This is a genomic window from Bradyrhizobium sp. AZCC 1577 (assembly GCF_036924575.1).
Taxonomy (GTDB): Bacteria; Pseudomonadota; Alphaproteobacteria; order Rhizobiales; family Xanthobacteraceae; genus Bradyrhizobium.
The window spans coordinates 2645196-2668120 of sequence record NZ_JAZHRQ010000001.1; the positions used below are offsets into that span (position 1 = coordinate 2645196).

Sequence of the window (22925 nt, forward strand, 5' to 3'; positions counted from 1 at the left end):
ACGATAGCCTATACCCACAGTCGCGCAGGAGGCTCTAGCGTGGTTTGGGCGACTCACGCTAACCCATCAATCCGAACGCCTCACTGCACAAAAGGAAGAAAATGGTTGCAGCTACCCGCGAATTGCCGGCCTCTGGTTACGCGCTTGAAGTGGACGGCCGACTCAAAGCCGAATTTGCAACCAGAGACGGCGCAAGGGCAGGTGGAGAAGAGCTGAAGAAGCGTTTTCCCATGCTTCAGATCAGGATCTATGACGCGCAGGCGAAGGCGCGCGAGGAAATTTAGGTCTTCTGACACAGGTACAAGCGGAATCTTTTGCTTGTGCGCATGCGGCTTCCGCCGCACCGGACTCTCGTGAACCGAGCCGCTGACGCGTCTCGGCCGTCCGGCTTCGATCCCTCGCGCGATCATGAGTCGCTCGCCGGAGGCACTCGCCTTCGGGGCCCGCCGTCATTTAATTCCGGCGTCGCTATCACTGCCCCTCTGCGGGTGCCTTTTTAACCGGTCTCGCGACTGCAGTCGGTCCCGCGTCCCGCCGCGGTTTCCGCGTCGGCGCTATGCTGACGCTCCTGCGGCTGCCTCTTTTGTTTTTGTCGGACCTAGGTGACTTCGCTCGCACTGTGCGAGTCCTCCATTGAGAGTCTAAGGGGCGCAGCCCCTCGCGCGCGCCAGGGTAAAACGCCGGCAAGCGCCGGCGCCGACCCGAGCGGTCTCCCCGGTCTTCCGCGCTTCTCGGATCTCCTCCACGCCCGAACTCGTGGCACGCGCTTGTGCAGACCCGCTCTTCGAGCGGCCCTGCTAGGGCGGGCGATCCCCCTCCGCCCGGGTCGCCCTGGCACTTGCTACCCCCGGTCTCGCCGACGGGCAGGGGCGCAGGCGCGGAGTGCACCCTGCACCCATGAAAGCAAAGGAGATCGATCATGTCGGCCAAGCACGTTGAAACCAACCCTGAGAGCGCAACCGGGATTTTCATTCCGCTCAACAAGCTCAAGAAGTCGCCGAACAATGCGCGCAAGACGCCGCATAGTGAAGCAGCGATAGAGGCCTATGCGGCCAGCATCGCCGCCAAAGGCATTCTGCAAAATCTTGTCGTCGAACCGGAGTTTGACGGAGAGGGGGCCGCGACGGGATTTTATTTCGTGACCATCGGCGAGGGCAGGCGGCTTGCCCAGCTTCTGCGGGTGAAGCGGAAGGAAATCAAGAAGACCGAGCCAATCCGCTGCATTGTCGATACTGCGAACGATCCGCACGAGATCAGTCTGGACGAGAACGTCACCCGCGAAAACATGCATCCCGCCGACCAGTTCGAGGCCTTCAAGAAGCTCGCCGACGAACGCGGGTTTGGTGCGGAAGAAATCGCAGCCCGTTTCGGCGTTACGCCCCATGTGGTGCGCCAGCGCCTGCGGCTCGGCGCGGTCTCTCCAAAACTGATGCAGGTCTATCGGGATGGAGACCTGACGCTTGAGCAGTTGATGGCTTTTGCCATTACTGCAGACCACGCTCGCCAAGAGGGTGTCTATGAGCGGCTGTCCTATAACCGTGACGCCAGCACCATCCGCCGCCTTCTCACCGAAACCCACGTCCCCGCCACCGACCGACGCGCGCGTTTTGTCGGGATTGATGCTTACACGGAAGCGGGCGGAACCATCCTCCGTGACCTCTTCACCGAGGATCGCGGCGGCTATCTGGAAGACGTGGCGCTGCTTGATTTTCTGGTCACCGCAAAGCTCGGGCGTGCTGCAGACGCCTTGAGAGAAGCGGAGGGTTGGAAATGGGCCGAAGCCCATCTGGATTTCCCCCACGCCCATGGCATGCGGCGTACCTACCCGCATCCGGTAGAACTATCGACGGACGATCAGGCCGCGCTCGGAGCGGCGAGAGCGGAGTTCGACCGTCTCACCGAACAGCACCAGACGGCCGATGAGCTCACCGAGGAGGTGGATGCGCGGTTCGGCGAGCTTGAAGCCGAGATCGATCGTCTGGAAGGCAAGCGTCAGGCCTACGATCCCGACCACATCGCGCGCGGTGGCGCGTTCGTCATCCTCAATCATGACGGCACGATCAGGATAGAACGCGGGTTCATTCGCCCTGGGGACGAGCATCCCCAAGCCGAGAGCGAAGGAGCTGGGGATACATCGGGGGCGCATGACACCAATGGTGACCCCGAGGGGGAAGGGGAGCAAGGGACTGACGACGAGGAAGAAGAAGACCGTCCCTTGTCTGACGCGCTTGTCCGCGATCTTACCGCGCATCGCACTTTGGGGCTTCGGCTCAATTTGAGTGAGCAGCCGGAGGTCGCCATCGTCGCAGCGACCCATGCGCTGTCGGCGCAAATCTTCTATCTCGGCGCAGACGCGCATGTCGTCGGTATTCAGCCGATTAAATCGGACTTGGCCGCGCACGCCGACGGGATCGAGGATACCCCGAGCGGCAAGGCATGGGCAGATCGTCACGCCAATTGGGCAAGACAGATGCCGCGCGACGTGACCGGCCTGTGGACGTTCGTGGCCGAACTGGATCACGATAGCCGGCTGGCGCTGTTCGCGCATTGCATTGCGCTGACCGTCAATGCGGTCAGACTGCCTTGGGATCGCAGGCCCCGCGCGATGGCAACTGCGGATCATCTGGCGGAAGCCGTCTCGCTCGACATGAACGGCTATTGGACGCCGACCGTGCGAAGCTATCTCGGCCGCGTCACCAAGGCACGCATTCTTGAGGCTGTGCGGGAAGGCGTGAGCGATGAGGCTGCAGAGCGAATGGCCGACATGAAGAAGTTCGACATGGCGGAAGCGGCTGAACAGTTATTGGTCCCGACCGATTGGCTCCCTGTGTTGCTGAGAACGGCCAAGCCTGTTGCGGAACCGGTCGAAACGCCGACCGATGTTGCAGGCGGCGAGGCCTATTCGGAGGCTGCGGAGTGAAGAGCCAATCGGGGCCGCGATAGCGGCCCCGGCTGATCGCCAAAAATTTCGGCCGCGCGCTTTTGCAGCGCGCGGCCGATTCACAGTTGGCAAAGCTGCACTACGCTCAAGCCCTCCTGGCGGAGCGGGCGCAATCTCTCGGAGATGCATCGTTTGTTGCTGGATCGGTGGGATTACCGCATTGCCGACCGGCGAGGCGAACTTTGCGCCAAATGCTCCATTGTCGGATGATTTCGAACGCTTGGATCGCCTTTCGGCGGGATTTCCTCTGGTCGTCTTCGATCTCGCGCGACAGATTGCGAAAGCGCTTGCTTGCGTTTTCTCCTTCGCGTCGTCATGGCCGGTGATGCGCGACTGCCAGCAAGTGCTCGACCGATCAAGCCGCATCCTTGTGCTGTGGTGATGCCGGCAGCCATGATTATCTCCGTCAGTTCGTTTCATGGCTCGCGTCCAACGCAACCTCGAATGGCTGATCAGGCCCGAGGGCCGGCCAAAGGCCTCGATCGCCTTCCCGCAACGGCTACGCCTGCTTTTTTCCCCTGCCGCGAAAGACGCGGCATTCCTCGCGGGAAATCAAAAAAGCAGGCTCACGCCGTCCTCCGCTGACGCTGCGGGCCCAAGGGCTGCGGGCCGATCGCTCCTCGGGCCAAGGATCGCCATCGAGGCTGCGATGGGCGCGGCCCGAGCAACAAACGGAGACTTACCATGGCTACCATCGGCACCTTCACCGCCTCGGACAACGGCTACATCGGTTCGATCAAGACCCTGACGCTCAACATCAAGGCGAAATTCTCCCCGAGCGACAAGGAGAACGACAAGGCCCCCGACTACCGCATCTTCGCCGGCGCCACCGAATTCGGCGCTGCCTGGAAGAAGACCGCCCGCGACAGCGATCGCGAGTATCTCTCGGTCAAGCTCGACGACCCGAGCTTCCCGGCACCGATCTACGCCTCGCTGGTGAAGGTCGACGGCGATGAGGGCTTCACCCTGATCTGGTCTCGCCGCAGCGGCGACTGATCCTGACCTTAAATCTCGCGCGCCCCGCCTCTTCGGAGGCGGGGCTTTTTTGCGTGCGGAAGCAAGAAGAGTTTTATTTTTGAAAAGACTGCTAAGGGCTCCGCCCTCGCGCGGGCAAGGGTGAAGCACGCCAAGCGTGCCGGCCGGACGGGTTTCCCCGGTCTTCCGCGCAAAAGGATCTTCATGACGATGTGATCGTCAGGCGCGTGCAGACGCGCGCGTTGTCGCGCGCCCTTGTCAGGCGGGTGATCCCCCTCCACGTCCAGCCGCCCTTGCCCTTGCTACCCCAGGTCTCGCCGACGGGCAGGGTTGCAGCGCAGCGCTGCGCTTCAACCTCAGCCCAAAGGAGAAAGACCATGAACATGATGACCTTGACCCAAAGCGAGCAGACTGCTTCAAGCGGTTTCCGCGTCGACGTATCGCGCGGCCAGCGGATCGGCCGCGTTTCCTCGGAGTGGTTTGCGCGGCCCGATGACGAACGCTTCCTGAACCTTTCTGATCTCTATGAAGCAGTGCGGGGCAGGGCGGAGCGCGCGCAGGCGCGGACGGTGGAAAGCCGGGCCATCCGGGCAGAAGCAAACCGGGATAGTTCGGAGCGGCTTGCCTTGATAGTCCCCGGGCGCGACGAACAGGTCGTGCCGACCCATTGGAGTTTCGGGCAATTGTGCACACTGGTTGGCGCGCCAACTTCCTATTTGCGGCAACTTCCCGCGGCCTTATCGGCTATCAACTTGCAGCACGGCTTGCTCTCCCATCGTGCCGAACTTGTCAAAACGTTGGAAGCCGACAACGGACGTGTCGAACTTCGCGCGGTGACCGGGCCGGATTATGGCCGCATCTGGGATCATGAACTGGTCGCGGCCGTCATGAACATCGCTGGCAACGGCACCGGTGACACGCGATGGAAAGTCCCCGGCGTGTTGGATTGGAGCACGATGACCCATAACCCCTTCGTAGACGTGACCAAGGACACGACGACGCTTTACGCCAGCGACCGCGACGTGTTCCTTTTTCTGGTCGACGACACGAATCCGATCGAAGCGGGCCGATTGCCCGATGGCTCACCGGATTTGTATTTCCGGGGATTTTACTGCTGGAATAGCGAGGTCGGCAGCAAGACGCTCGGAATTGCCAGTTTCTACCTCCGCGCCGTTTGCATGAACCGCAATCTATGGGGCGTCGAGAATTTCGAAGAAATCACCATCCGGCACTCCAAATTTGCCGCTCAACGTTTCGCGTATGAGGCGGCACCGGCCTTGACCAGCTTTGCCAATTCTTCTCCGGCGCCCTTCGTTGCCGGTATCAAGGCCGCGCGCGGTCGGATTGTTGCCCGGACCGATGAGGATCGGGAAAGTTTCTTGCGCAAAGGCGGGTTTTCGAAATCGGAGACCGCGAAGATTATCGAAACCGTGCTTGGCAAAGAAAGTCGGAAGCCCGAAAGCGTCTTTGACTTCGTGCAAGGGATTACAGCGCTGGCCCGGACCAAGTCGCATCAGGATGCGCGGCTGGAGCTGGAGGGGAAGGCCAAACGCTTGATGGAACGCGCCATCTAGAAATTGAGCCGCGCAATTTGAGAAAATTGCGCGGCTACTTTCCATTTTCGTTCAGGTGCATTGCATGCGCCGCCGCCGATCCGGCAAGCGGATCGGCGGCGATGACGCGTGCCCGCGCCGGCGCTCGCCGGGCCTTTGGCCCGGCTCGCGGAGCAACTGAGAGGCGCATTCGTCAGCGATGGAATTTCGAATGGAACCGTTCACTTTTTCTTGGAGTGTTTGGACCGCTCGCTGCGTGATTCATCATCTGGTAGGACAAGGTCGATATGGCTCACGCCCAAGGTCGTTGCGAGTTCAAACAATGTAACGACGGTCGGATTGCGACGTCCGTTTTCGAGACCGCTGATGTATTGTTGGGTAAAGCCGGATGCTTCCGCAAACTTCTCCTGCGTGAAGCCCTTCTGCTTCCGCAGTCGCCCGAAGTTTCGGCCAACCAACTTGCGCATATCCATTCGCGCAAGTTGCTTCTTTACATACTATGAGGTTTATCTCCTATAGTATGTATTCCCAACTGCGTCGCATTCGAATGCCCTCCGGGAATGACAACTTTCGCAAAGCTCGGCTGCGAATTGCCTTGAATAGGACTAAACTGGGGCTATCAGCTGGCAGGCGCAGCCCCGTAGCTCTAAGGAGTCTTATGCCGTCACCCCCGCTGGACCCTGATGTTGCGGACCTGGCACCGGATAGCCCCGTGCTGACGGCCTATGACGAGCAACATGTCGTCACCTATCTCCGGCTGTTGGACGCCGACGCTGAGAATGCCGACTGGCGCGAGGTGGCGCGCATCGTGCTTCACATCGATCCGGTCCAGTATCCGGAGCGTGCGCGGACGGCCTTCGAGAGCCATCTGGCTCGCGCCAAATGGATGACAAGTCGTGGCTACGGCCATTTGCTTCGCGGTGGTCCAGGCAAGCAGCCGGACAGGGATCAGTAGATCCATCGCGCAGAATAATTTCTTTGCCACAAAATATTTCGCGTAACCAAACGGTTCATTACGCATTGCAACCACAAATGGTTCACAATTTTCGTGCTGCAATGCCGCACCGTATTGCGTGAGGATCAAGTACAATGCCGGAATTCGATTGGCGCTCGCCCGAGGCCTATTCAAAAGTGCAGAACGCCGATCTGACGGGTCTCGCCTGGGAATGCCTTCGCCGTAATCCCGAATACCGAAAACACTATTGCGAGCTTGCCAATCCACTTGACGCCGCTCCAGCCGAATTCCGGAAGAAATGGGGCCTGACTTTTCGCGGCTGATCCGCAAAAGGCTTGCTACGAGCAGACTATCTTTTGGTCGCCCGAAGTGTTGCCGACCGTTTTGTCGGTGAGCGCTTCGTCGCACGCTTCTGCTCAACCGCTCTCACTGGATTTCGCAAGTTTGCCTGGCGGCGAACTGCGGTCGAGCACGGACGGCTGGCATGCCGTGCTTCGGTTCGGCGGCGCCACGCATCGCGTGTGGTTGAAGGAATTGCCTGCCGCCGGCGCTGCGCAAGCGATAGAGTTGCCAATCGACTCGTCGTTTGAACTCCGGGCCCAGGCGGCCCACTCGCTCTGGCGTGCGCTGAGCGGCCGTTCTCCCTGTCGACCGCTCGCTGACTACGCTCCACACCGACGTCAGCGGATGACCCTTGTCTTGCGTGCGCTGGATGGACGCAACGAGGGCAAAACCTATCGCGCGATCGCCGAAGGCCTGTTTGGCAAGAAGCAAATTCCGGAGCGCGCCTGGAAGACGCACGATCTGCGCAATCGCACCATTCGCCTGGTGCAGCGCGGCCTCGCCTTGATGCGCGGTGGTTATCGCGAACTCCTGCGTCCAAGACGCAAGGACAAATAGGTCCTTCTAAGGGTAGCGAAAATCCACCCCTCAATCTTCGGCATCCCCCTGCGCGGGAATGCTCCTCCATGATCACCGCATACACGCTGTCACCGCAGCAATGACGCGATCCCCTCATGGAGCCCTCGAATGCCCGATCCCATGGCTGGTCTGCCGCCACGTTTCCTGCGAACGCCGGAGGCCGCGCGATACCTCGGACTGTCCGGTCGCACCTTGGAAAAGCACCGCACCTACGGCACCGGACCGACCTATCGGAAGATCGGTGGCCGCGTGGTCTATGCGCTCGATGATCTGAAGGCCTGGGCCGATCTCGGCGCCAAGACGTCGACGTCCGACCCCGGGAAGGGGACGGTGCTGCCTGCCAAGAAGCACGCGACACTTCGCCCCTATGCCGGCCAGGAGCGTCGCTGATGCGGCACAAATTACGATCCGAGCGCAGCCAGCTCGAGCTGTTCCGTGCCTTGCCCGGTGATCTGGCGCCGCGCGACGCCCAGGATTTGATGGCCTATCCATTCTTTTCGCTCGCCAAGTCAAAACGGGTTGTGCCGATCGATTTCCGAGCGGGAAACATTTCCATTCGGGTTGAACCGATGCCGGAACACGGCATGGCGACAATCTGGGATGCTGACGTTCTGATCTGGGCCGCCTCGCAAATTGTCGAGGCGCGTGACGCAGGTCTGAAGACCTCGCGTCTGATGGCGGCTACGCCTTACGAAATTCTGACCTTCGTCGGCCGCGGCACCAGCGTGCGCGACTACGATCGCCTCAAGGCAGGTCTCGACCGGTTACAGGCAACTTCGGTGCTGACATCGATCCGCCAGCCGGCAGAACGGCGGCGGCATCGCTTTTCCTGGATCAACGAATGGAAAGAGACGGCCGACGCCAATGGGCGCCCGTTGGGCCTCGAACTTATTGTGCCAGATTGGTTCTATGCCGGCGTTCGCGATGACGCGCTCGTGCTGACTATCGACCGCGCCTATTTCGGTTTGACCGGCGGACTCGAGCGCTGGCTTTACCGGCTTGTCCGCAAGCACGGCGGTCGCCAGCAGGGCGGTTGGAGCTTTGACTTTCTGCATCTCCACGCCAAGTCCGGCAGCCTCTCGCCGCTCAAACACTTTGCTTTTGACCTCCGCGAAATCGTCCGGCGGCAGACCTTGCCCGGCTATGAACTCCTGATCACGCGCGATCCGAACGGCGTCGAACGTTTGAACTTTACGCCCCATTGCATCGATCCATTCGCGGAGCGGCTTCGCAAGCGCGGTCCCGTACCTCAGGCTGGAGATAAGCTGTGAATCATCTCGTGCTATCGGGGACCGCAACCCTCGTACCATCGGGGACTAGATCCTCGTGCTATCGGGGACCGGAATCGGTCTTATGCGATTGTTATCAATCGCGTTTCAGGCGCCGTAACTTTACTAACCAGAAATCCTTCGGATTTCTTCTAACGGACCGCGCCGTTTTCCTCGCTGTGCATAACCCGCTGCCCGATTTGCTTGCCCGGCCCAAGGTGTCCGGTCTTCGAGCAGACGGAGCCGCCTCATGAGCGATCTCACACAGGTCGAGCTTGTCTGGCTGGAAAAGCGCATCGAGAACCGAATTCGCTTCGGTCGTGTGGCCGAGGAGCGAGTTCTCGACCGTAACAGGCGCGTCCTGTCGTTCGCGCCCGACAGCATCTTTGCCTTCGTGCGCTGGATGTCGAACGATTTTGGGACGGTCGTTTCCCGCATCGATATCTTGCGGGCGGTCGCAACTGGCCAACGCTGCTCGACTGTCCCTTATGTCAAACCCGGTGGCGAGATTCTCTTGCGCCTGTCAGGTTGGCCAAAGGTCGAGCGCGTATTGCAGTTGATCGATGCCGTTGAGGCACTCGGCATCGATCCCGCCGACGCTGCTCCCGACTATTGGCATCACGTCCACAACCGCCTGTCCGTCAACGAAACGCCGCGCGCCTACACAAAGTCACGGCATCAGGCCTGGCTGCATCGGCGGAGGGTCGTCCCGTGATGCCCCGAAACCGAACTCTCATCATGACGATCGGCGCAGTTGCCATTCTCGCTGGGCCGATCGTCGCAAAGCCTTCCCCTATCTACATCTGGAACAGTTCAGCGAGCGTCCCTGTCGGCCTCTATCGCGTGCGCCCGGCCAGCAGTCGCTACGTCACCGAACTCGTCGCCGTTCAGCCCCCCGAGCCGCTGGCAACCTATCTGCACCTGAACGGCTATCTGCCGACAGCCATTCCGATGTTGAAGCGTGTGCTGGCGCTTCCCCGGCAAAGCGTCTGCAGAAGCGGAAGCACCATTACGGTCGATGGCATCGTGATGGGCAAGGCGCTGGAGCGCGACAGCCGTGGGCGGCCGTTGCCGGTCTGGGAAGGGTGCGACGTCGTCGAAGACGGGAAGCTCTTCCTCATGAACTGGCAAGCCGCAGACTCCTTCGACGGGCGTTACTTTGGAATGACACCAGCGACGGCTGTCGTCGGTCGCGTACGTCCAGTATGGACATTCAAAGATTGATCGTGCGTTCCGTGTGCACCCCCACCATTCCTCTGTTCGATCGGGCGCGGCACCATTCCTCCGTCCCGACCAAGGTCGTTGCAGCCGCCGCGCGCAGCGGCGGTCCAGGGCGGCCGAAAGGCCGGCGCGAAGCAGCTTTACCCTGGATGGCCGCGAGCACGGTGGCATGCTCGTCTTCAGTTGGGATTGCCGTTTGCGGTTCGGTGGACGCTCGCTTTTGCAGTTCTGACGGTCGCGCACGAGGCAAACGCGCTGAATCGCATTCGATCGAAGCGCTTCGCATTCTTGGCGGTGAGCGGTTGGAAGAAGGAGCAGACCAGCCACGGACGGCAAGGGAAAAGCGCCGCCTTCGGCCGGGCGCATGTGGTTGGTGCGGTTGAGGTTTTAAGAGGCATCGGGAACGACCAAGCTGTCGCTCCATTCCAAATCGTCAAGGAAATCAACGCAGCGAGCGCCGTCGGCGTAAGCAAGATTGCGGTGAGGCTATCGTGAGCCAGCACGACAATGATCTTCGTGTTCGCCCTGGCCGCATTCGCGATAGCGGACGTCGCTCCTCTCGTCCAAAGAGCTTCGTTGGCCAGGTCATGCGGGCGGCCAAGAGGGCCGGACATGTCGGCGACGGCTTCGGGCGCGGCAAGGGCGGCGCGAGCCGGTCGCGCTTCGGGCGAGGCCGGCGTGCCGCGCTCACCTTGTCACTCCGCTCGACCTCGCGACGCGTGGTGATGAAGGCGCGCGTGGTCCGCCACCACGGCAGCCGCTTTCGCTCGGCACCGCTGTCCAAGCATATTACCTATCTGAAACGGGAGGGCGTAACGCGGGACGGCGCCGATGCCCGGATGTTCGATGCAGCGTCGGATACACCGGATGAGAGTGCTTTCGCAGAGCGTTGCAAGGATGACCGGCACCATTTTCGATTTATTATTTCTCCGGAGGACGCCGCCGAGCTCGGCGATCTCCGCGCCTTTACCCGCGAGCTGATGACCGATGTCGCGCGGGATCTCGGAACCAAACTGGACTGGATCGCGGTCGACCATTGGAACACCGACAATCCGCATGTCCATGTTCTGATCCGCGGCCGCGCAGAGGATGGTCAGGATCTGGTCATCAGCCGGGATTACATCAGCCGCGGGTTTCGGGATCGTGCCGCTGAGCGCGTTACGCTGGAGCTTGGCCCGCGCAGCGAGCGGGAAATCCAGTCTGCCCTGGAAAGAGAGGTCGAGGCAGAACGCTGGACGAGCCTGGATCGGGCGCTGCGTATTGCCGCTGACGAAGGGGCGGGCGTGGCGGACCTTCGTCCCAGTGATCAGGCGAAGACCTCGAACTCCGCCGCCTGATGGTCGGCCGGGCTGCCAAACTGGAACGCTTCGGGCTCGCCGAGCAGATTGTACCCGGCTGCTGGACCCTCAAGCCCGGTATTGAGGACAGCCTGCGCGATCTCTCGATTCGCCGCGACATCATCAAAACGATGCATCGGGCGATGCGCGGGTTTGGCCGCGAGCTGGACGTGTCCGGCTTTTCGCTGCACGGCGAACAGACGGCAGATAAAGTGGTCGGCCGTCTAATCGAGCGCGGACTGCATGACGAACTGAAGGGCTCGGCCTATGCGGTCGTCGAGGGAATTGATGGACGAACGCATCACATCAGGTTCACCGATATCGAAATGACTGGGGACGCCATGCCCGGTGCGATCGTGGAGGCGCGGAGTTACGACGATGCTCAGGGCCGCAAGCGGCTCTCGCTCGCCACGCGGTCCGATCTCAATGTCGAAGCCCAGGTAACGGCGCCGGGCGCGACCTGGCTTGATCGGCAGTTGCTCGCGCAGGATACGGTCGTGGCGAACGGCGGTTTCGGATCCGAAGTGCGCAAAGCCATGGAGCGCAGGGTTGACCATCTCGCAGGCGAAGGCCTCGCGCGCCGGCAGGGGGCACGGGTCATCTTTGCCCGCGATCTCCTCAATACCCTGAGACAACGGGAGCTTGGTGCTGCGGTCGCAAGACTCTCAGCCGAGACAGGGTTACGCCACGATCCTTCGTCGGAGGGCGAACGCATCGTGGGCGTCTATCGTCGACGCATAACACTGACGTCAGGCCGCTTTGCCATGATTGACGACGGACTTGGGTTTCAACTCGTGCCGTGGCGGCCAGCATTGGAGCAACATCTCGATCGGCAGGTATCCGGCGTCGCGGCGAGAGGGGGCGGGGTGACCTGGAGCTTTGGAAGGAAGATCGATCTCGCGATGTGATTACCCGATTCGGGTCGAGTCGTTGGGCTCTGTCGAGCGGGGTATCGGCCTTTGTACGCCAATCTATCCGGACGCACGATGGCTGCGATCGAGCGGTTGCTCAGAATCGGGAGTCGCCCTTTTTTGTAGCCCACATTCAGCGTGTTGGCTGAGGTCGACCGGCATCATCCGCTACCTCAGCCGCGCACTACGGAAAGTCACGCTCTCAAAAGGTCCGACGATGAAACCCAGAATTGGCGTCTACCTCTCCGAGCAGATGGCCGCGCGGCTGGCTGCAGCCGCCAAGCGTCCCGGCGCCAGCAAATCAGCGCTCGTGGAAGCCGCCTTGGCTCAGTTCCTCGGTGATGACGATGTCGTCGACAGCATCCCGGTAGACCGTCGCCTTTCCCTTATGAGCCGCCAGCTCGAACAACTCGATCAGAATCTTAGAATCGTCAACGAGACTGTCGCGCTGCAGGCCCGATACCAGCTTGCGGTGACTCCGCCACTGCCGCCCGCCGCTCTGCGCGCCGCCTGCGCGCTCGGGTCGAAGCGGTTCGACGAATTTGCTGCGCAGGTTGGGCGTCGCGTCCAGTCGGGAACCTCGCTCATGCAGGAGACGATGGATCGGCTCGGCAAGACGCGGGATCTTCTCACTGATGACTTTGGGAAGGGAGCGGCGCAGACCTCCTCGTTAAATCCCGGGCCAGGCCTCCCCACGTCATGCCCGGGTGGTACCGAAGTGGACTCCGCTGCCGTCCGGGAGGGCGGCAGCCTGCTCAACTTTCCAGGAAAAGCAGGAATACCTCTGCACTAGGCCAGTTGCGAAGCCGGAAATTGAAGAACAATCGAGCGACCGGCCACTGCAATCCCGATGGTCCAGCCATGCGGATCGACGCCGACGTGTCGGCGACCTGACAAGAAATGGGCAGCTGCTTCTGCGGGTGTTCTTGCCATTCGTTGCCGTTTACTATCTCGCGTTTCTCTTCCGCAACATCAATGCGACGATCGCCGGCTCTTTGACCGCGGAGTTTGGCCTCGCTGCCGGCGATCTTGGCCTGCTGACGTCTGTCTACTACCTTACTTTCGCGGCGGCCCAAATTCCGATTGGTATTATGTTGGACCGATGCGGGCCGAGGCGGGTTCAGAGTGGCGTGTTGGTCGCCGCAGCTCTGGGTGCCGCGTTATTTGCCGTCTCGGACCATTACTTGCTCCTCCTGGGCGGCCGTGCGCTGATCGGTCTCGGAGTCGCCGCGGCAATGACGGCTGGCATGAAAGCGCTCGTTGTCTGGTTTCCTCGGGAACGCGTTCCACTGCTCAGCGGGCTGATGGTCACCTTGGGAGCCATGGGGGCACTGACGGCAACCTTGCCCGCGGATTTCCTGATGGGCTCGATGGGCTGGCGAGGACTGTTTGAGCTACTTGCGATGGTCTCAGCTGGATGCGCACTTCTCATCTACCTTGTCGTTCCGGAGGCGCCGGACGTTGCGCCGGTGGCGGGTGAGCCAGCCACCAATGGTCTAAGGACGATTTTCACTGACCCACGCTTCTGGCGTCTCGCGCCGCTTTCGGCCACCTGCATCGGGACAGCCTGGGCCTTGCAGGGCTTATGGGCGGCGCCATGGCTTAGCGATGTCGAGGGCCTCGATCGAGCCGCATTGCTCCGCTACTTGTTCGTCATGGCAATCGCGTTGAGTTTGGGCGCGCTTCTGTTCGGTGTGACGGCCGATCGGTTGAGCCGGCGCGGTGTCAGACCACGGCTGCTATTCGGCCTCGTCGCAACGGTGTTCGTTGTGGCTCAATTGGCGTTGATCCTGCGGCTGCCTTTGCCCGCCTATATCCCGTGGAGCGTCGTCGCAGCGGTAGGTGCTGCGACCGTTCTCAGCTACGCAATCCTGGCCGAGTATTTCCCAAAGGAGTTCGCGGGAAGGGCCAATGCGGCGCTGAATCTCTTCCACATCAGTGGCGCGTTTGTCGTGCAATATATGACGGGATTGGTGATTCAGTTCTGGACCCCTACAGATGGGCACTATCCAGACATCGCTTACCAGACCGCATTCGCTTGCAACGTCGGTCTTCAAATCGCGGCTGCAATCTGGTTTTTCTCTAACTTGGGTGGTGACACGCTTCCGAAGAATGGCAGGCGCGTGCCTATAGCATTTGCAGCAAACCGCAAGCATCATCCGAACCGGATGAAAGCGTCACCGATCAGTACGAAGACGTCGCTGAGGCCATTGGCGGTCACCCACTAGCACACTTGGCGGTTGATGCCGGCTTCTGGGTCGATATTGTTGCAAAAGTCGAAAGTTGCAGGGCTCAAGATTTTTCGCGAAAACACTAAGCAGCGAGCGATCGCTCATTCGTATGGCCTCAATCGCGTTACCGAAGTCGCCTGTGAATTTTGCGTGAGGCTGTGAGGTCCCTCACATCTTGTACACGAAAGTCGCGCCCACGGCCCGCAGAATTTTGGTCATCGGCGAAAAACGACTTTTGCAACACAATCAGGGGGTAGAGCGGACGTCGTCGGTATACACCTAGACAGGCTGTCTCGCCGGAGGGATCATGCAGCGCGAGGAGAGCTGGGGCGCCGACCCCCTTGGGCAGGCCCCAAACGGCCGTCACCCAATGCGTCCCAAGCAAACTGCCTGTGGTAATTTGATGATCATCGGGCATTCGCAGGTTGGAGAATGGCGATAGCCCATGCCTGCCAATTCGCTCCAACTGGAGTGACGAAACATGGATCCATCGGTCACTGATTTCATCGCGAGGGAAGCGCGCTTTGGCGCCCGGAACTACGAACCGCTCGGCGTCGTCCTGTCGCGCGGCGAGGGCGTCTTTGTTTGGGATACGCAGGGCCATCGCTACCTCGATTGCCTCTCCGCCTATTCCGCGGTGAATCAGGGCCACTGCCATCCGAAGATCTTGGCCGCGATGGTGGAGCAGGCGGGCCGGCTGACGCTGACGTCGCGCGCCTTTCACAACGACCAGCTGGCCCTCTTCTACGAAGAGATCGCGGCGCTGACCGGCTCCCACAAGGTGCTGCCGATGAACAGCGGCGCCGAAGCGGTGGAGAGTGCGATCAAGTCGGTGCGGAAATGGGGCTATGAGGTGAAGGGGGTGTCGGACGGGCAGGCCGAGATCATCGTCTGCGCCGATAATTTTCACGGCCGCACCCTTGGCATCATCGGCTTCAGCACCGACCCGGCGGCACGTGACCATTTCGGACCGTTCGCGGCGGGCTTCAAGATCGTCGCCTTCGGCGATGCCATGGCGCTGAAGGAGGCAATCACGCCCAACACGGTCGCCTTTTTGGTCGAACCGATCCAGGGAGAAGCGGGCGTCGTCATCCCACCGTCAGGTTACTTTACAGCAGTGCGCGAACTCTGCACTGCGCACGACGTGATGCTGATTCTGGACGAGATCCAGACCGGGCTCGGCCGCACCGGCAAGCTGCTCGCGGAACAGCACGAGGGCATCGAGGCGGATGTCACGCTGCTCGGCAAGGCGTTGTCCGGCGGCTTTTATCCAGTGTCGGCCGTGCTTTCGAACAACGCGGTGCTCGGCACCCTGAAACCTGGCCAGCACGGGTCGACCTTCGGCGGCAATCCGCTGGCCTGTGCGGTGGCTCGGGCCGCGCTGCGCGTGCTGGTCGAGGAAGGGATGATCGAGAACGCAGCCGCCCAGGGCACCCGCTTTCTCGATGGCCTGAGCAGCATCCGCAGCAACACGATCCGGGAAGTGCGCGGACGCGGGCTGATGCTTGCCGTCGAGCTTCACCCGGAAGCAGGCGGTGCACGTCGCTACTGTCAGGCCCTGCAGGCCCGAGGCATCCTCGCCAAGGACACACATGGGCACACGATTCGCATCGCCCCGCCGCTTGTTATCTCCAGCGATCAGGTCGACTGGGCGCTGGAACAGATCGCCGCCACTTTGTGGCAGGATTTCTCGTGACCACTGGCCAGCGCCGCCGATTGCCGTCGTTCTGTTGGTCTCGATACACGCCCGCATGCCTCATCTTCTCGGTATGCCGAAAACCCATTTCAAGACTCGCGTGCGGATGCGCGCGCTTGCTGAGCTATTTCCCTTCCCCGAGCTACTGGTCTCGAGTGCTTGCTGGTGGAGGGATACAGCTCGGCCATCTCTTGTGCGCGGGATCGCTGATGACGAAACCGCCGGTCCGATGCTATGCCGGTTCGAGACAGTCCTTCGGCCTTAGCCGTTTCAGCCGGTCTGCGCGAATTTGATGGTTGAGACGGGCCACTTTCCATCGTGGCCCCTGATCGAAATTCGTAGGCCGTGCAGCTCGTCAAGCCAAACGTTCTCTACTGTCCCGGCCTTTCCATCAGTGAGAACTACGGCCTTGCCGACAAGCTCAGACCGGGCCTCATCGAGCGCGCCAAGGATTGTTAATGCATGGAGTTTCGCCGTAGGCGTAGTTGCCTCCGAAATCAGGCCATGCGAGGGCTGCGGATGTCGTCGTCGGCGCATCCGGAAGCGGCGCCCTCACTCTCGCTCCGACACGGGACAGGGTCATCATGAGTTCGAATGGCTTTCTTGTATGCGCTGCTGCAATCGATCGGCCGACCACTCCCGAGGGGATCACAATTGGCATCGAAGTCGGATCTACCACATGTGTCTTTGCCACGCGCTTGCTTCCCCCCAAGGCCCACTAGCACTCCTTTATCGCTTGGGTCTCTTTTGGTAGATCCCTGAAAACGACACGTTTGCGCCGCCGCAATGGAGATTGTCGCCGACAACCAGTAACTTGCCGACGAGCTGCAGAGTGACTTGGCAGTCGATTTCGTCCGTCCCGTCGCCGAAGCTCATTTTATCGGCAGAAGGCTTTGCGTCGTAATCGAACCCGCCGGTATGGGTGCGGCTGCCTGAACCCCATGTGGCGCCCTTGATGGCCAGCATGCCGGCCTCTTTCGGTTTCGAGATGCGAATGAAATTGTCGTAGGCGCGCCATTCGCCGAGCCAATCCCGTTCTGCCGGTAGTCGTATGTCCCCCTGCCACGCAAGCCTGTCGGTCGCGCTCGCCAGTCGTACGCCAATATCTGTCATCAAGCCGCTCGGCTGTGGCCAAGGCTGCCGCAATGATGCTTCACTGCCGCTCAGTATCGGGGTCGGTAGTCGCCGCGCCGCCGGAGCGCGAAAGCGTATTGGGGATTGATCCCGCAAAAGGCGTCGGTATCACTCGCGGTAGCCATGCATTGGGCGTAGCTGGAGAATTGGCAGTTGCCCGGATAGCCCTATATCCGCCCTCGCAGGCAGTAGCTATTCGGTACGCTCTCATAAGCCAAGGGGGAACCGTAAAAACCCGGGCCATATGTCTGAGCCCGGGCTTGCCCGTCTGCTAAGGCTATACTCACGTCAAAATCGTCAAAGCCAAAGTGCGCATTGGATCTTCCTCGAAGTCGGCACAACAGCCGTGCTTAGATGGTGGGCAATAATCAATGTGCTCGGAATGGTTCAGGCCCGCGCAATGAGTCACTGAGCCAGCCGTGCTGCACTGCTTGCAGAAGAAGCGCCAGCCGACCACCGACCAAGGTTGATCCTGGGGCAGGGTATCCCAACCAGACGTCCACTAAACGCCGATCGCGTTCACCGAGGGCACTGAACGGAACAAGTAACGTGCCCGTTCGCAATCCAGTCTGCAGGGCCGCTTGGCAGGTACTTGCCTGCCCATCGTGAGTGTCGTGCCGCGAAGTCATCAGCAATGATTCCGCGCCGACGAGATCGCGCAAATTGTCAATCCCTTGGGGACCGAAGTAGCACGAAGCTACAGCGTGTCGCGCATGTGGAAATCTTACGGATCCGAGGCGCCCCCAAAAGGGGGATGGGTTTTAAGTGGGGCCGACAGCGCTGATGAGCCCGACCGCTATGGGGACGAGAGCAGCGCAAATCCATAAAGCCGGTGCACTGGAGCTTAGGCCAGCAATAGCGATCCATACGCCGAAGCCGACGAGACCGGCTGAGATTGCATAGGCGGCCGCTTTGTCCATGGCCCGTCCAAACGCGTGAACGATACCGGCTCAACGACTCGCCAGGGGCCTGAAGCGTTCCAACCCTTTGACTCAATCATCGTGTCGGCTGGGTGGCACTCCCGGTTTTTGGCCTCGCGGCTTCCCTCGCCCGCTCAGCCTGCCAGGCGTCGTATTCTGGCGTAGCCGGACGCGGAGGCGCGCCCGGCGGCAGTCCGCCCATCCAATGCGGCATGTCGGCTACATGGGGACCGCTCGCACAGGCCGAGACCATCAGGAATAGGGCGCATAGGATGAGAGATGTCCGGAGCATCGTCGGCTCCCTAATGGAAACGGCCCCAGCCTGGGGGCTTGTAGGCTGGGGCCGTCATTCCAATGCGCCAGCGCCAGATGGCATAGCGCCAGCATTAACGCGCTCAAGTGCCTCCCGTTCCCATGCGCGGGCGTTGCCCAGGATCCAAGCGGCCAACCCTTCCTAAACTGCCGGCCGATACGATTTGAGCAATCGCGGAGGTCATCGCCGCGAGAGTAATGCGTAAGAGCCGTCGCTGATACGGCCCAGCGGCGGCTTTCGCGTGCGAGGATTCACGCTGCCGGGCCCTTTCTTTCGCCGGATTTCGGTCGCCATCTTTTCGTGTTTTAGAATCAATGGGGAGAATTGACGTGGCGATAGGTACAGTGAAGTGGTTTAACGCGACAAAGGGCTACGGATTTATTCAGCCCGACACTGGCGGCAAGGACGTGTTTGTCCATATCTCAGCCGTCGAGAGGGCAGGTCTGAGCAATCTGAATGAGGGCGCCAAGGTGAGCTACGACGTGGTAGCGAACCGCGGGAAAGAATCCGCCGAAAACCTTAGGGTAGGTTGATAGTCGAGGATCGTAGAGGGGGCCGCCACGCTGGCGGGCCACACTCAAACAATCTTCCACGCTCTGTTCACTATTGTGCAGACGTTGCCAGCTTTCCCGCTCCTGTTAGCGCGCCAGATGGGTACCCACTACCCTATCTGGCTGTTTGAAATGTGAATATTTTGGATGGCCTCGGCGCGCGTTACGCGCTGGGGCCATTTTTATTCTCGGCCGGTGCCCATGCGGCTCGTTGCGGCGTCCCGATGACGCGCTGTCACACCCGCCGGGCTGGTTGTAGGATGATGTGGTCAACCGCGCGATTCGGAGGGGCCATGACCGCACGGCAGCCGAGACTCGGCAATCTCTTGGCGATGCGCGCAGAGATCCAGGCCAAGGTCGACCAATATCCCGCTGCGCGTTTTCCTATTCAACACGAAATCGAGAAACTGCAAAAGCACCTGGACGAATTTAACGACCGAATCATAGAATTGGAAAACGAACGTCATCGCGGCCACGCCATGGAGGTGTTGAAGGCCAATGCGTTGGACTTCGCGCGGCGGATCGATGAACTCCGCTGTTTGTTAATCGATTCCCGACGATCATAGATCGTTAGGCTTCACGCGGCCGCCTTGTCCGCGCCGCGGGCGACGATCATCGGCGCGCCGTCCGCCAACTGCCGTTGCAGCGTCTTGGCTTCGTCCCAGGGCGCGCGTATCCAGACGTTCGCACTCTTCGTCGGTCGTCAAGATCACCGGCATCGCCTTCGAGTGGATCGGCTCGCCGATCCCACCGAAAGCGCGACCGGCAGGGGCTTGTCGCCGCCCTGGTGACGAACAGCTCCGCTCACAAAAAAGGGCCGCCGGGGTTCGGCGGCCCAAGTCTTGGGAGGAATACGCCGAGGAGCAAAAACACTCAACACGCAATGCACATCATGGGAAGTTGCAGCCGGTGCAGGCCACCAGCAAGCACGCACCGCCTAGGCCAGGCGGCTGTCCCGCCGATCGGCTTTCGACCCGCGAAAGTCATCGGGGAGGGAGGTGGCCAAGCTCTCCAGATAAGGCGGCGCTGCTGTCGACCTTGCTTGGGGTCGGGGCCGGACTCGGATCTGGTTCGGATGCCGGCAACGAAGGTAGCGCCATTCTCCAGGCGCTTCGCCGTGGGGCAGCGGATTCCCTAAACCAAACCGGCCAACAGGTTGTTCGGCGCAATCTCAACATCCAGCCGACCCTGACGATACGGCCGGGATTTCCGGTGCGGGTCATAGTCAATCGCGACCTCGTGCTTGAGCCATACAGAGGGTAAAGAACTGTCGGGTGAGTCTGTCCAATGATGGATTGGAGCGAGAGTTGAAGTCTTTCAATTGGTTGGAAGGCGGCGTGTGCACAATGTGTGCACTGGAGATCAAGAAAAGTCTACTGAGGGCAAGCGGGCGGTCATTTTTGGATTGACGTGACGCCCACAGAAGCCTGGCAGAACTAGAGAACGGTAAGGGCAGGGTATTACATCCCATTTGCGAGCTGACAGCGCTCCTCACGAGCAACAGTGTTCAATTAAAATTTCGCATGCGAACTGCCGTGAGAACAAAAGTTGTCGGGGGTTCGAGTCGCTCCACTGACTCGAACCCCCGACAGCTCACCGCCTGAGTGCATATAGCAGCCCAATATACTGCTGTCGGGGCCAGCCATCCTGGAAGAGCTTGCTGGCGTCGACTCCTGCAAGAACGGGCTTCCACCTGGAAGCGTCGCCCCCTGTGCAACGTGATGCGCATCCGGCGATCCCGTTCGATGGCGCGACACCGATACGCAGTCATGCCCCTCCGCTGAAAGCCGTGCATGGATCGCAAGGCCCGTGCCGCCGATGATCAGGATGCGCATCGGACTAGTCCTTCGCCCGCCGTTCCCGGTAACGCAAGCCGCGGATCAGCTCCTCCAGGTACGGCAGGACCTCGAAGAGCGCGGTCAGCGCCAGCATCGTGAAAATATAAGATAGAGGTAGAGGCACCTGTTTCAGCCTGAGTGCAAAGTCCGGCGTGCCAAAACCGAACAATGCCGCGAATGCCGGCCAGTGAAGCGCAATGACGAGCAGCAAACCCGTCAAGGGAAGCATTTCGAGAACGCTATGAATGTGCTGCTCGGTCGGCGAAACCTCGCGCATGGCCGATGCGTAGCGGACATCCCAGATGGCAGTGGCTTCATGAAGAACCAGGAGCACCATCATCGCCAGAATCACGCCCGAGGTGATTTCGAGGAAAAGCGCGGCAAGTACCGGAACGGCCATCTCGGCAAACTGGGCGAGATGCAGAACAGACTCCCGCCAGCCACTCGTTTTCTCGATGTGGGCGGCGCGATGACAGAGATAATCGGCAAACCCGGCGGCCAGCCAAAGCGGCAGTACGAAATACATCAACATTCCCCTCAGGACTTCGTCGGCCCCCATGTCAAATCTCCTAGTGCAAGGGCCACTGCAGATTCCGCAGCCCGGCTCTCGATATGACACATCAAATCGTTGGCCATCTGCTCGAGGCGTTGGCGATCGCGATCCATAAACTCGCGGGGCTGCGTGTCAACGATGCAAAGGGAGCCTACGACGTGTCCAGCTGAGGTTCGCAAGGGGACGCCTGCGTAGAAGCGAATGCCCTTCTCCAACACGCGTGGATCGTCGGCAAAGCGTGGATCCTCGGTCACGTCTTCGGAAACCAGCACTTCGTTTGCCGCGATCACGTATGCGCCGAGCGGCTCCTCATGAGGAGCCTGATTGATGGCCTGATTTTCCTGCGACAGGTCTATTGCGTCTGGCTGAGTCGGGTGAATATCGTGAGCCAGAGATACGAGTGCGATCGGGACATTGAACGCCTGCGCGATCTTCTTGGATTCCTCATCGAACTGCCGTCCTTTCGCGGCGGCCAAACCGAGACTGTGCAGCGCTGCAACCTGCTCTTGCCTAACGTCAGGAAGCACCGGACGCGTACCGCTGCCAGATGCTGGGCGGCACATCCATTCCTCAACTTGCTTGATACAGCCCTCAAGCGAGGCGAATACCGCATCGGCCGCCATCTGCTTGTTGAGCTCTTCCGTCTGTTGCGTACCATGCGCCAGGTTCCAGGAGCAGACGATGAGCTTCACGTGGGGGGCTCGGCGACGCAGACGACGGAGGATGTACCGGGCAAAGACCTGAGGCTGAGGATGCAGATAGGACAGGCACACCACGTCGACGCCTTCGAGAGCAAGCTGCCCCAGCGCTCTCTGGCTGACTGCGATCGGCGGCAGGACCTTGGCGCTGATGCTTCGCTCCTTGAGCACCTGCGCCATCATCTCCGCCGCCGCGTGATCTAGCTCAGTGCGGCCGGCGACGCAGAGAACACACGGTGGCCGCTCGGCTGTGCGATCTTCGCCCCGCTCGGCCGCTGAGGAGGCCTTTTCCTGGATATGGTCTTCGACCTCGCGCACAACAGAGATCGCCGTGTCGGCAACGAGCCGCCGGTAATTGGTATCCGTCGTGCTGCGCTAGCGATCGTTTTCCGCAAGGCGCAGTGCCGGAATGGCCACGTTATCATAGAACTCGTGCGAGGAGTATTTGTCGACATAGTCTTCAGCAATCTCCACCGCCTCTTCCAGGTTGCCGGCTAGCAGGCGTTGATAAAGCTGCTCCTCCGGCGCAAGCACCGGATCGCTGCCAAGAAGCACGCCAAGGAACTCGAGTTGCGGGACGTAGCGCCCGATGACGACGGCGCAGACGGTTAGGGGTCGCTAGGAAGAGGCCGACAGGGCCCCACAGCATGGTCCAGAAGATTGCCGCAATGATGATGGCAAGAGAGGACAGGCCTGTGCTGGCGCCGTAAAGCCATGGCTCGACGATATTGTTGCTGATCAGTTCAGCCACGAGGAACACCCCGACCACCCAGAATAACATGGTCCAGCCAGGATCGACGGCGACTGCAAGGGCAATAGGAAACAGGGCCGCCAGAAAAGGACCGAGATACGGAATAAATCGAAGGACGGCGGCTAACAGCCCCCACAGCGGGGCATTGGGCACGCCAA

The 22925-nt window shown here is 60.7% G+C and carries 24 protein-coding genes and 5 pseudogenes; 19 read left to right on the top strand and 10 right to left on the bottom strand.

What is annotated here, in order from left to right:
* Window positions 1-101: 101 nt before the first annotated feature.
* The 3 genes from V1278_RS12375 (at window position 102) to V1278_RS12385 (ending at window position 3937) form a co-directional block, all read left to right on the top strand.
* Window positions 102-284: a hypothetical protein gene (locus V1278_RS12375; protein ID WP_334380904.1), complete on the top strand. Its 183-nt coding sequence runs from the start codon at window positions 102-104 to the stop codon at window positions 282-284.
* A 635-nt stretch (window positions 285-919) separates the two neighbouring features.
* Window positions 920-2920 carry a ParB/RepB/Spo0J family partition protein gene (locus V1278_RS12380; RefSeq protein WP_334380905.1) on the top strand — a complete coding sequence of 667 codons (2001 nt, stop codon included), beginning with the start codon at window positions 920-922 and terminating at the stop codon, window positions 2918-2920.
* Between the two features lie 705 nt (window positions 2921-3625).
* On the top strand, window positions 3626-3937 hold the full coding sequence (locus V1278_RS12385) for a DUF736 domain-containing protein (RefSeq protein ID WP_334380906.1): 312 nt from the start codon (window positions 3626-3628) through the stop codon (window positions 3935-3937).
* Between the two features lie 181 nt (window positions 3938-4118).
* Here V1278_RS12385 and V1278_RS12390 read toward each other — a convergent pair whose 3' ends face one another.
* The gene (locus tag V1278_RS12390; RefSeq protein WP_334380907.1) at window positions 4119-4295 is read right to left on the bottom strand and encodes a hypothetical protein; all 177 of its coding nucleotides are present in this window, start codon (window positions 4293-4295) and stop codon (window positions 4119-4121) included.
* A 4-nt stretch (window positions 4296-4299) separates the two neighbouring features.
* Here V1278_RS12390 and V1278_RS12395 point away from each other — a divergent pair, with 4 nt between their 5' ends.
* Complete coding sequence (locus tag V1278_RS12395; protein ID WP_334384161.1) at window positions 4300-5490, top strand: DUF932 domain-containing protein; 1191 nt, start codon at window positions 4300-4302, stop codon at window positions 5488-5490.
* 200 nt (window positions 5491-5690) lie between these two features.
* On the opposite strand, the gene V1278_RS12400 is transcribed toward V1278_RS12395, so the two are convergent.
* Window positions 5691-5942 carry a helix-turn-helix domain-containing protein gene (locus V1278_RS12400; RefSeq protein WP_334380908.1) on the bottom strand — a complete coding sequence of 84 codons (252 nt, stop codon included), beginning with the start codon at window positions 5940-5942 and terminating at the stop codon, window positions 5691-5693.
* 185 nt (window positions 5943-6127) lie between these two features.
* Between V1278_RS12400 and V1278_RS12405 the strand changes: the two genes are divergently transcribed.
* The 12 genes and pseudogenes from V1278_RS12405 to rocD all read left to right on the top strand — a co-directional run bounded on the left by V1278_RS12405 (window position 6128) and on the right by rocD (window position 16009).
* Window positions 6128-6424, top strand: coding sequence for a DNA -binding domain-containing protein (locus V1278_RS12405; RefSeq protein WP_334380910.1), 297 nt, complete (start codon window positions 6128-6130; stop codon window positions 6422-6424).
* 134 nt (window positions 6425-6558) lie between these two features.
* Window positions 6559-6747, top strand: coding sequence for a transcriptional regulator domain-containing protein (locus V1278_RS12410; RefSeq protein ID WP_334380911.1), 189 nt, complete (start codon window positions 6559-6561; stop codon window positions 6745-6747).
* A gap of 46 nt (window positions 6748-6793) precedes the next feature.
* Entirely contained in the window at window positions 6794-7324 is a 531-nt protein-coding gene (locus tag V1278_RS12415; RefSeq protein WP_334380912.1) for a DUF2285 domain-containing protein, read from the top strand.
* Window positions 7325-7453: 129 nt separating this feature from the next.
* Window positions 7454-7735, top strand: coding sequence for a helix-turn-helix transcriptional regulator (locus V1278_RS12420; RefSeq protein WP_334380913.1), 282 nt, complete (start codon window positions 7454-7456; stop codon window positions 7733-7735).
* A complete protein-coding gene (locus V1278_RS12425) occupies window positions 7735-8616 on the top strand; it encodes a replication initiator protein A (protein WP_334380914.1) in 882 nt (293 codons plus the stop codon). Before V1278_RS12420 ends, V1278_RS12425 begins: the two co-directional genes overlap by 1 nt.
* Window positions 8617-8863: 247 nt before the next feature.
* Window positions 8864-9328, top strand: coding sequence for a DUF2840 domain-containing protein (locus tag V1278_RS12430; protein WP_334380915.1), 465 nt, complete (start codon window positions 8864-8866; stop codon window positions 9326-9328).
* Between the two features lie 23 nt (window positions 9329-9351).
* Window positions 9352-9837, top strand: a complete 486-nt coding sequence (locus V1278_RS12435) for a S26 family signal peptidase (RefSeq protein ID WP_334380916.1) — start codon at window positions 9352-9354, stop codon at window positions 9835-9837.
* A gap of 186 nt (window positions 9838-10023) precedes the next feature.
* Window positions 10024-10329, top strand: a complete 306-nt coding sequence (locus V1278_RS12440) for a hypothetical protein (RefSeq protein ID WP_334380917.1) — start codon at window positions 10024-10026, stop codon at window positions 10327-10329.
* Window positions 10326-12079: pseudogene (locus V1278_RS12445) on the top strand (relaxase/mobilization nuclease domain-containing protein). The gene V1278_RS12440 and the pseudogene V1278_RS12445 overlap by 4 nt, the downstream one beginning before the upstream one ends.
* Window positions 12080-12299: 220 nt before the next feature.
* Window positions 12300-12875: a ribbon-helix-helix protein, CopG family gene (locus V1278_RS12450; RefSeq protein WP_334380918.1), complete on the top strand. Its 576-nt coding sequence runs from the start codon at window positions 12300-12302 to the stop codon at window positions 12873-12875.
* A gap of 127 nt (window positions 12876-13002) precedes the next feature.
* Complete coding sequence (locus tag V1278_RS12455) at window positions 13003-14310, top strand: MFS transporter (protein WP_334380919.1); 1308 nt, start codon at window positions 13003-13005, stop codon at window positions 14308-14310.
* Between the two features lie 484 nt (window positions 14311-14794).
* Window positions 14795-16009 (top strand): ornithine--oxo-acid transaminase, encoded by a 1215-nt coding sequence (gene rocD, locus V1278_RS12460; protein WP_334380920.1) that lies wholly within the window; start codon window positions 14795-14797, stop codon window positions 16007-16009.
* 270 nt (window positions 16010-16279) lie between these two features.
* Here rocD and V1278_RS12465 read toward each other — a convergent pair whose 3' ends face one another.
* The 3 genes and pseudogenes from V1278_RS12465 to V1278_RS12475 all read right to left on the bottom strand — a co-directional run.
* Window positions 16280-16546, bottom strand: coding sequence for a PRC-barrel domain-containing protein (locus tag V1278_RS12465; protein ID WP_334380921.1), 267 nt, complete (start codon window positions 16544-16546; stop codon window positions 16280-16282).
* Between the two features lie 192 nt (window positions 16547-16738).
* Window positions 16739-17122, bottom strand: coding sequence for a hypothetical protein (locus V1278_RS12470; protein WP_334380922.1), 384 nt, complete (start codon window positions 17120-17122; stop codon window positions 16739-16741).
* Between the two features lie 50 nt (window positions 17123-17172).
* Window positions 17173-17298: pseudogene (locus tag V1278_RS12475) on the bottom strand (DUF3551 domain-containing protein); the annotation flags it as partial.
* Window positions 17299-18705: 1407 nt separating this feature from the next.
* Between V1278_RS12475 and V1278_RS12480 the strand changes: the two are divergent.
* Both V1278_RS12480 and V1278_RS12485 read left to right on the top strand, forming a co-directional pair.
* The gene (locus tag V1278_RS12480) at window positions 18706-18909 is read left to right on the top strand and encodes a cold-shock protein (RefSeq protein ID WP_334362639.1); all 204 of its coding nucleotides are present in this window, start codon (window positions 18706-18708) and stop codon (window positions 18907-18909) included.
* A gap of 311 nt (window positions 18910-19220) precedes the next feature.
* A complete protein-coding gene (locus tag V1278_RS12485) occupies window positions 19221-19493 on the top strand; it encodes a hypothetical protein (protein WP_334362638.1) in 273 nt (90 codons plus the stop codon).
* A gap of 11 nt (window positions 19494-19504) precedes the next feature.
* Here V1278_RS12485 and V1278_RS12490 read toward each other — a convergent pair.
* Window positions 19505-19667 (bottom strand): annotated as a pseudogene (locus V1278_RS12490) (SOS response-associated peptidase); the annotation flags it as partial.
* Between the two features lie 277 nt (window positions 19668-19944).
* Between V1278_RS12490 and V1278_RS12495 the strand changes: the two are divergent.
* Window positions 19945-20190 (top strand): annotated as a pseudogene (locus V1278_RS12495) (TrbI/VirB10 family protein); the annotation flags it as partial.
* A gap of 576 nt (window positions 20191-20766) precedes the next feature.
* Here V1278_RS12495 and V1278_RS12500 read toward each other — a convergent pair.
* The 4 genes and pseudogenes from V1278_RS12500 to V1278_RS12515 form a co-directional block, all read right to left on the bottom strand.
* Window positions 20767-21324: a diguanylate cyclase gene (locus V1278_RS12500; protein ID WP_334380923.1), complete on the bottom strand. Its 558-nt coding sequence runs from the start codon at window positions 21322-21324 to the stop codon at window positions 20767-20769.
* Complete coding sequence (locus V1278_RS12505; protein WP_334380924.1) at window positions 21303-22334, bottom strand: GAF domain-containing protein; 1032 nt, start codon at window positions 22332-22334, stop codon at window positions 21303-21305. The genes V1278_RS12500 and V1278_RS12505 overlap by 22 nt, the downstream gene beginning before the upstream one ends.
* A 57-nt stretch (window positions 22335-22391) precedes the next feature.
* On the bottom strand, window positions 22392-22571 hold the full coding sequence (locus V1278_RS12510) for a hypothetical protein (protein ID WP_334384336.1): 180 nt from the start codon (window positions 22569-22571) through the stop codon (window positions 22392-22394).
* Window positions 22572-22686: 115 nt separating this feature from the next.
* A pseudogene (locus V1278_RS12515) lies at window positions 22687-22920 on the bottom strand (AI-2E family transporter); the annotation flags it as partial.
* Between the last annotated feature and the right edge of the window lie 5 nt (window positions 22921-22925).

Excerpts from the sequence above, each read along its gene's own strand:
- V1278_RS12485 (WP_334362638.1), top strand. The coding sequence starts at position 19,221 with ATGACCGCACGGCAGCCGAGACTCGGCAATCTCTTGGCGATGCGCGCA.
- V1278_RS12390 (WP_334380907.1), bottom strand. The coding sequence starts at position 4,295 with ATGGTCTTTCTCCTTTGGGCTGAGGTTGAAGCGCAGCGCTGCGCTGCA.
- V1278_RS12430 (WP_334380915.1), top strand. The coding sequence starts at position 8,864 with ATGAGCGATCTCACACAGGTCGAGCTTGTCTGGCTGGAAAAGCGCATC.
- V1278_RS12405 (WP_334380910.1), top strand. The coding sequence starts at position 6,128 with ATGCCGTCACCCCCGCTGGACCCTGATGTTGCGGACCTGGCACCGGAT.
- rocD (WP_334380920.1), top strand. The coding sequence starts at position 14,795 with ATGGATCCATCGGTCACTGATTTCATCGCGAGGGAAGCGCGCTTTGGC.
- V1278_RS12375 (WP_334380904.1), top strand. The coding sequence starts at position 102 with ATGGTTGCAGCTACCCGCGAATTGCCGGCCTCTGGTTACGCGCTTGAA.
- V1278_RS12385 (WP_334380906.1), top strand. The coding sequence starts at position 3,626 with ATGGCTACCATCGGCACCTTCACCGCCTCGGACAACGGCTACATCGGT.
- V1278_RS12400 (WP_334380908.1), bottom strand. The coding sequence starts at position 5,942 with ATGGATATGCGCAAGTTGGTTGGCCGAAACTTCGGGCGACTGCGGAAG.
- V1278_RS12465 (WP_334380921.1), bottom strand. The coding sequence starts at position 16,546 with ATGCGCCGACGACGACATCCGCAGCCCTCGCATGGCCTGATTTCGGAG.
- V1278_RS12470 (WP_334380922.1), bottom strand. The coding sequence starts at position 17,122 with ATGACAGATATTGGCGTACGACTGGCGAGCGCGACCGACAGGCTTGCG.
- V1278_RS12450 (WP_334380918.1), top strand. The coding sequence starts at position 12,300 with ATGAAACCCAGAATTGGCGTCTACCTCTCCGAGCAGATGGCCGCGCGG.
- V1278_RS12380 (WP_334380905.1), top strand. The coding sequence starts at position 920 with ATGTCGGCCAAGCACGTTGAAACCAACCCTGAGAGCGCAACCGGGATT.
- V1278_RS12420 (WP_334380913.1), top strand. The coding sequence starts at position 7,454 with ATGCCCGATCCCATGGCTGGTCTGCCGCCACGTTTCCTGCGAACGCCG.
- V1278_RS12425 (WP_334380914.1), top strand. The coding sequence starts at position 7,735 with ATGCGGCACAAATTACGATCCGAGCGCAGCCAGCTCGAGCTGTTCCGT.
- V1278_RS12410 (WP_334380911.1), top strand. The coding sequence starts at position 6,559 with ATGCCGGAATTCGATTGGCGCTCGCCCGAGGCCTATTCAAAAGTGCAG.
- V1278_RS12500 (WP_334380923.1), bottom strand. The coding sequence starts at position 21,324 with ATGGGGGCCGACGAAGTCCTGAGGGGAATGTTGATGTATTTCGTACTG.
- V1278_RS12395 (WP_334384161.1), top strand. The coding sequence starts at position 4,300 with ATGATGACCTTGACCCAAAGCGAGCAGACTGCTTCAAGCGGTTTCCGC.
- V1278_RS12435 (WP_334380916.1), top strand. The coding sequence starts at position 9,352 with ATGACGATCGGCGCAGTTGCCATTCTCGCTGGGCCGATCGTCGCAAAG.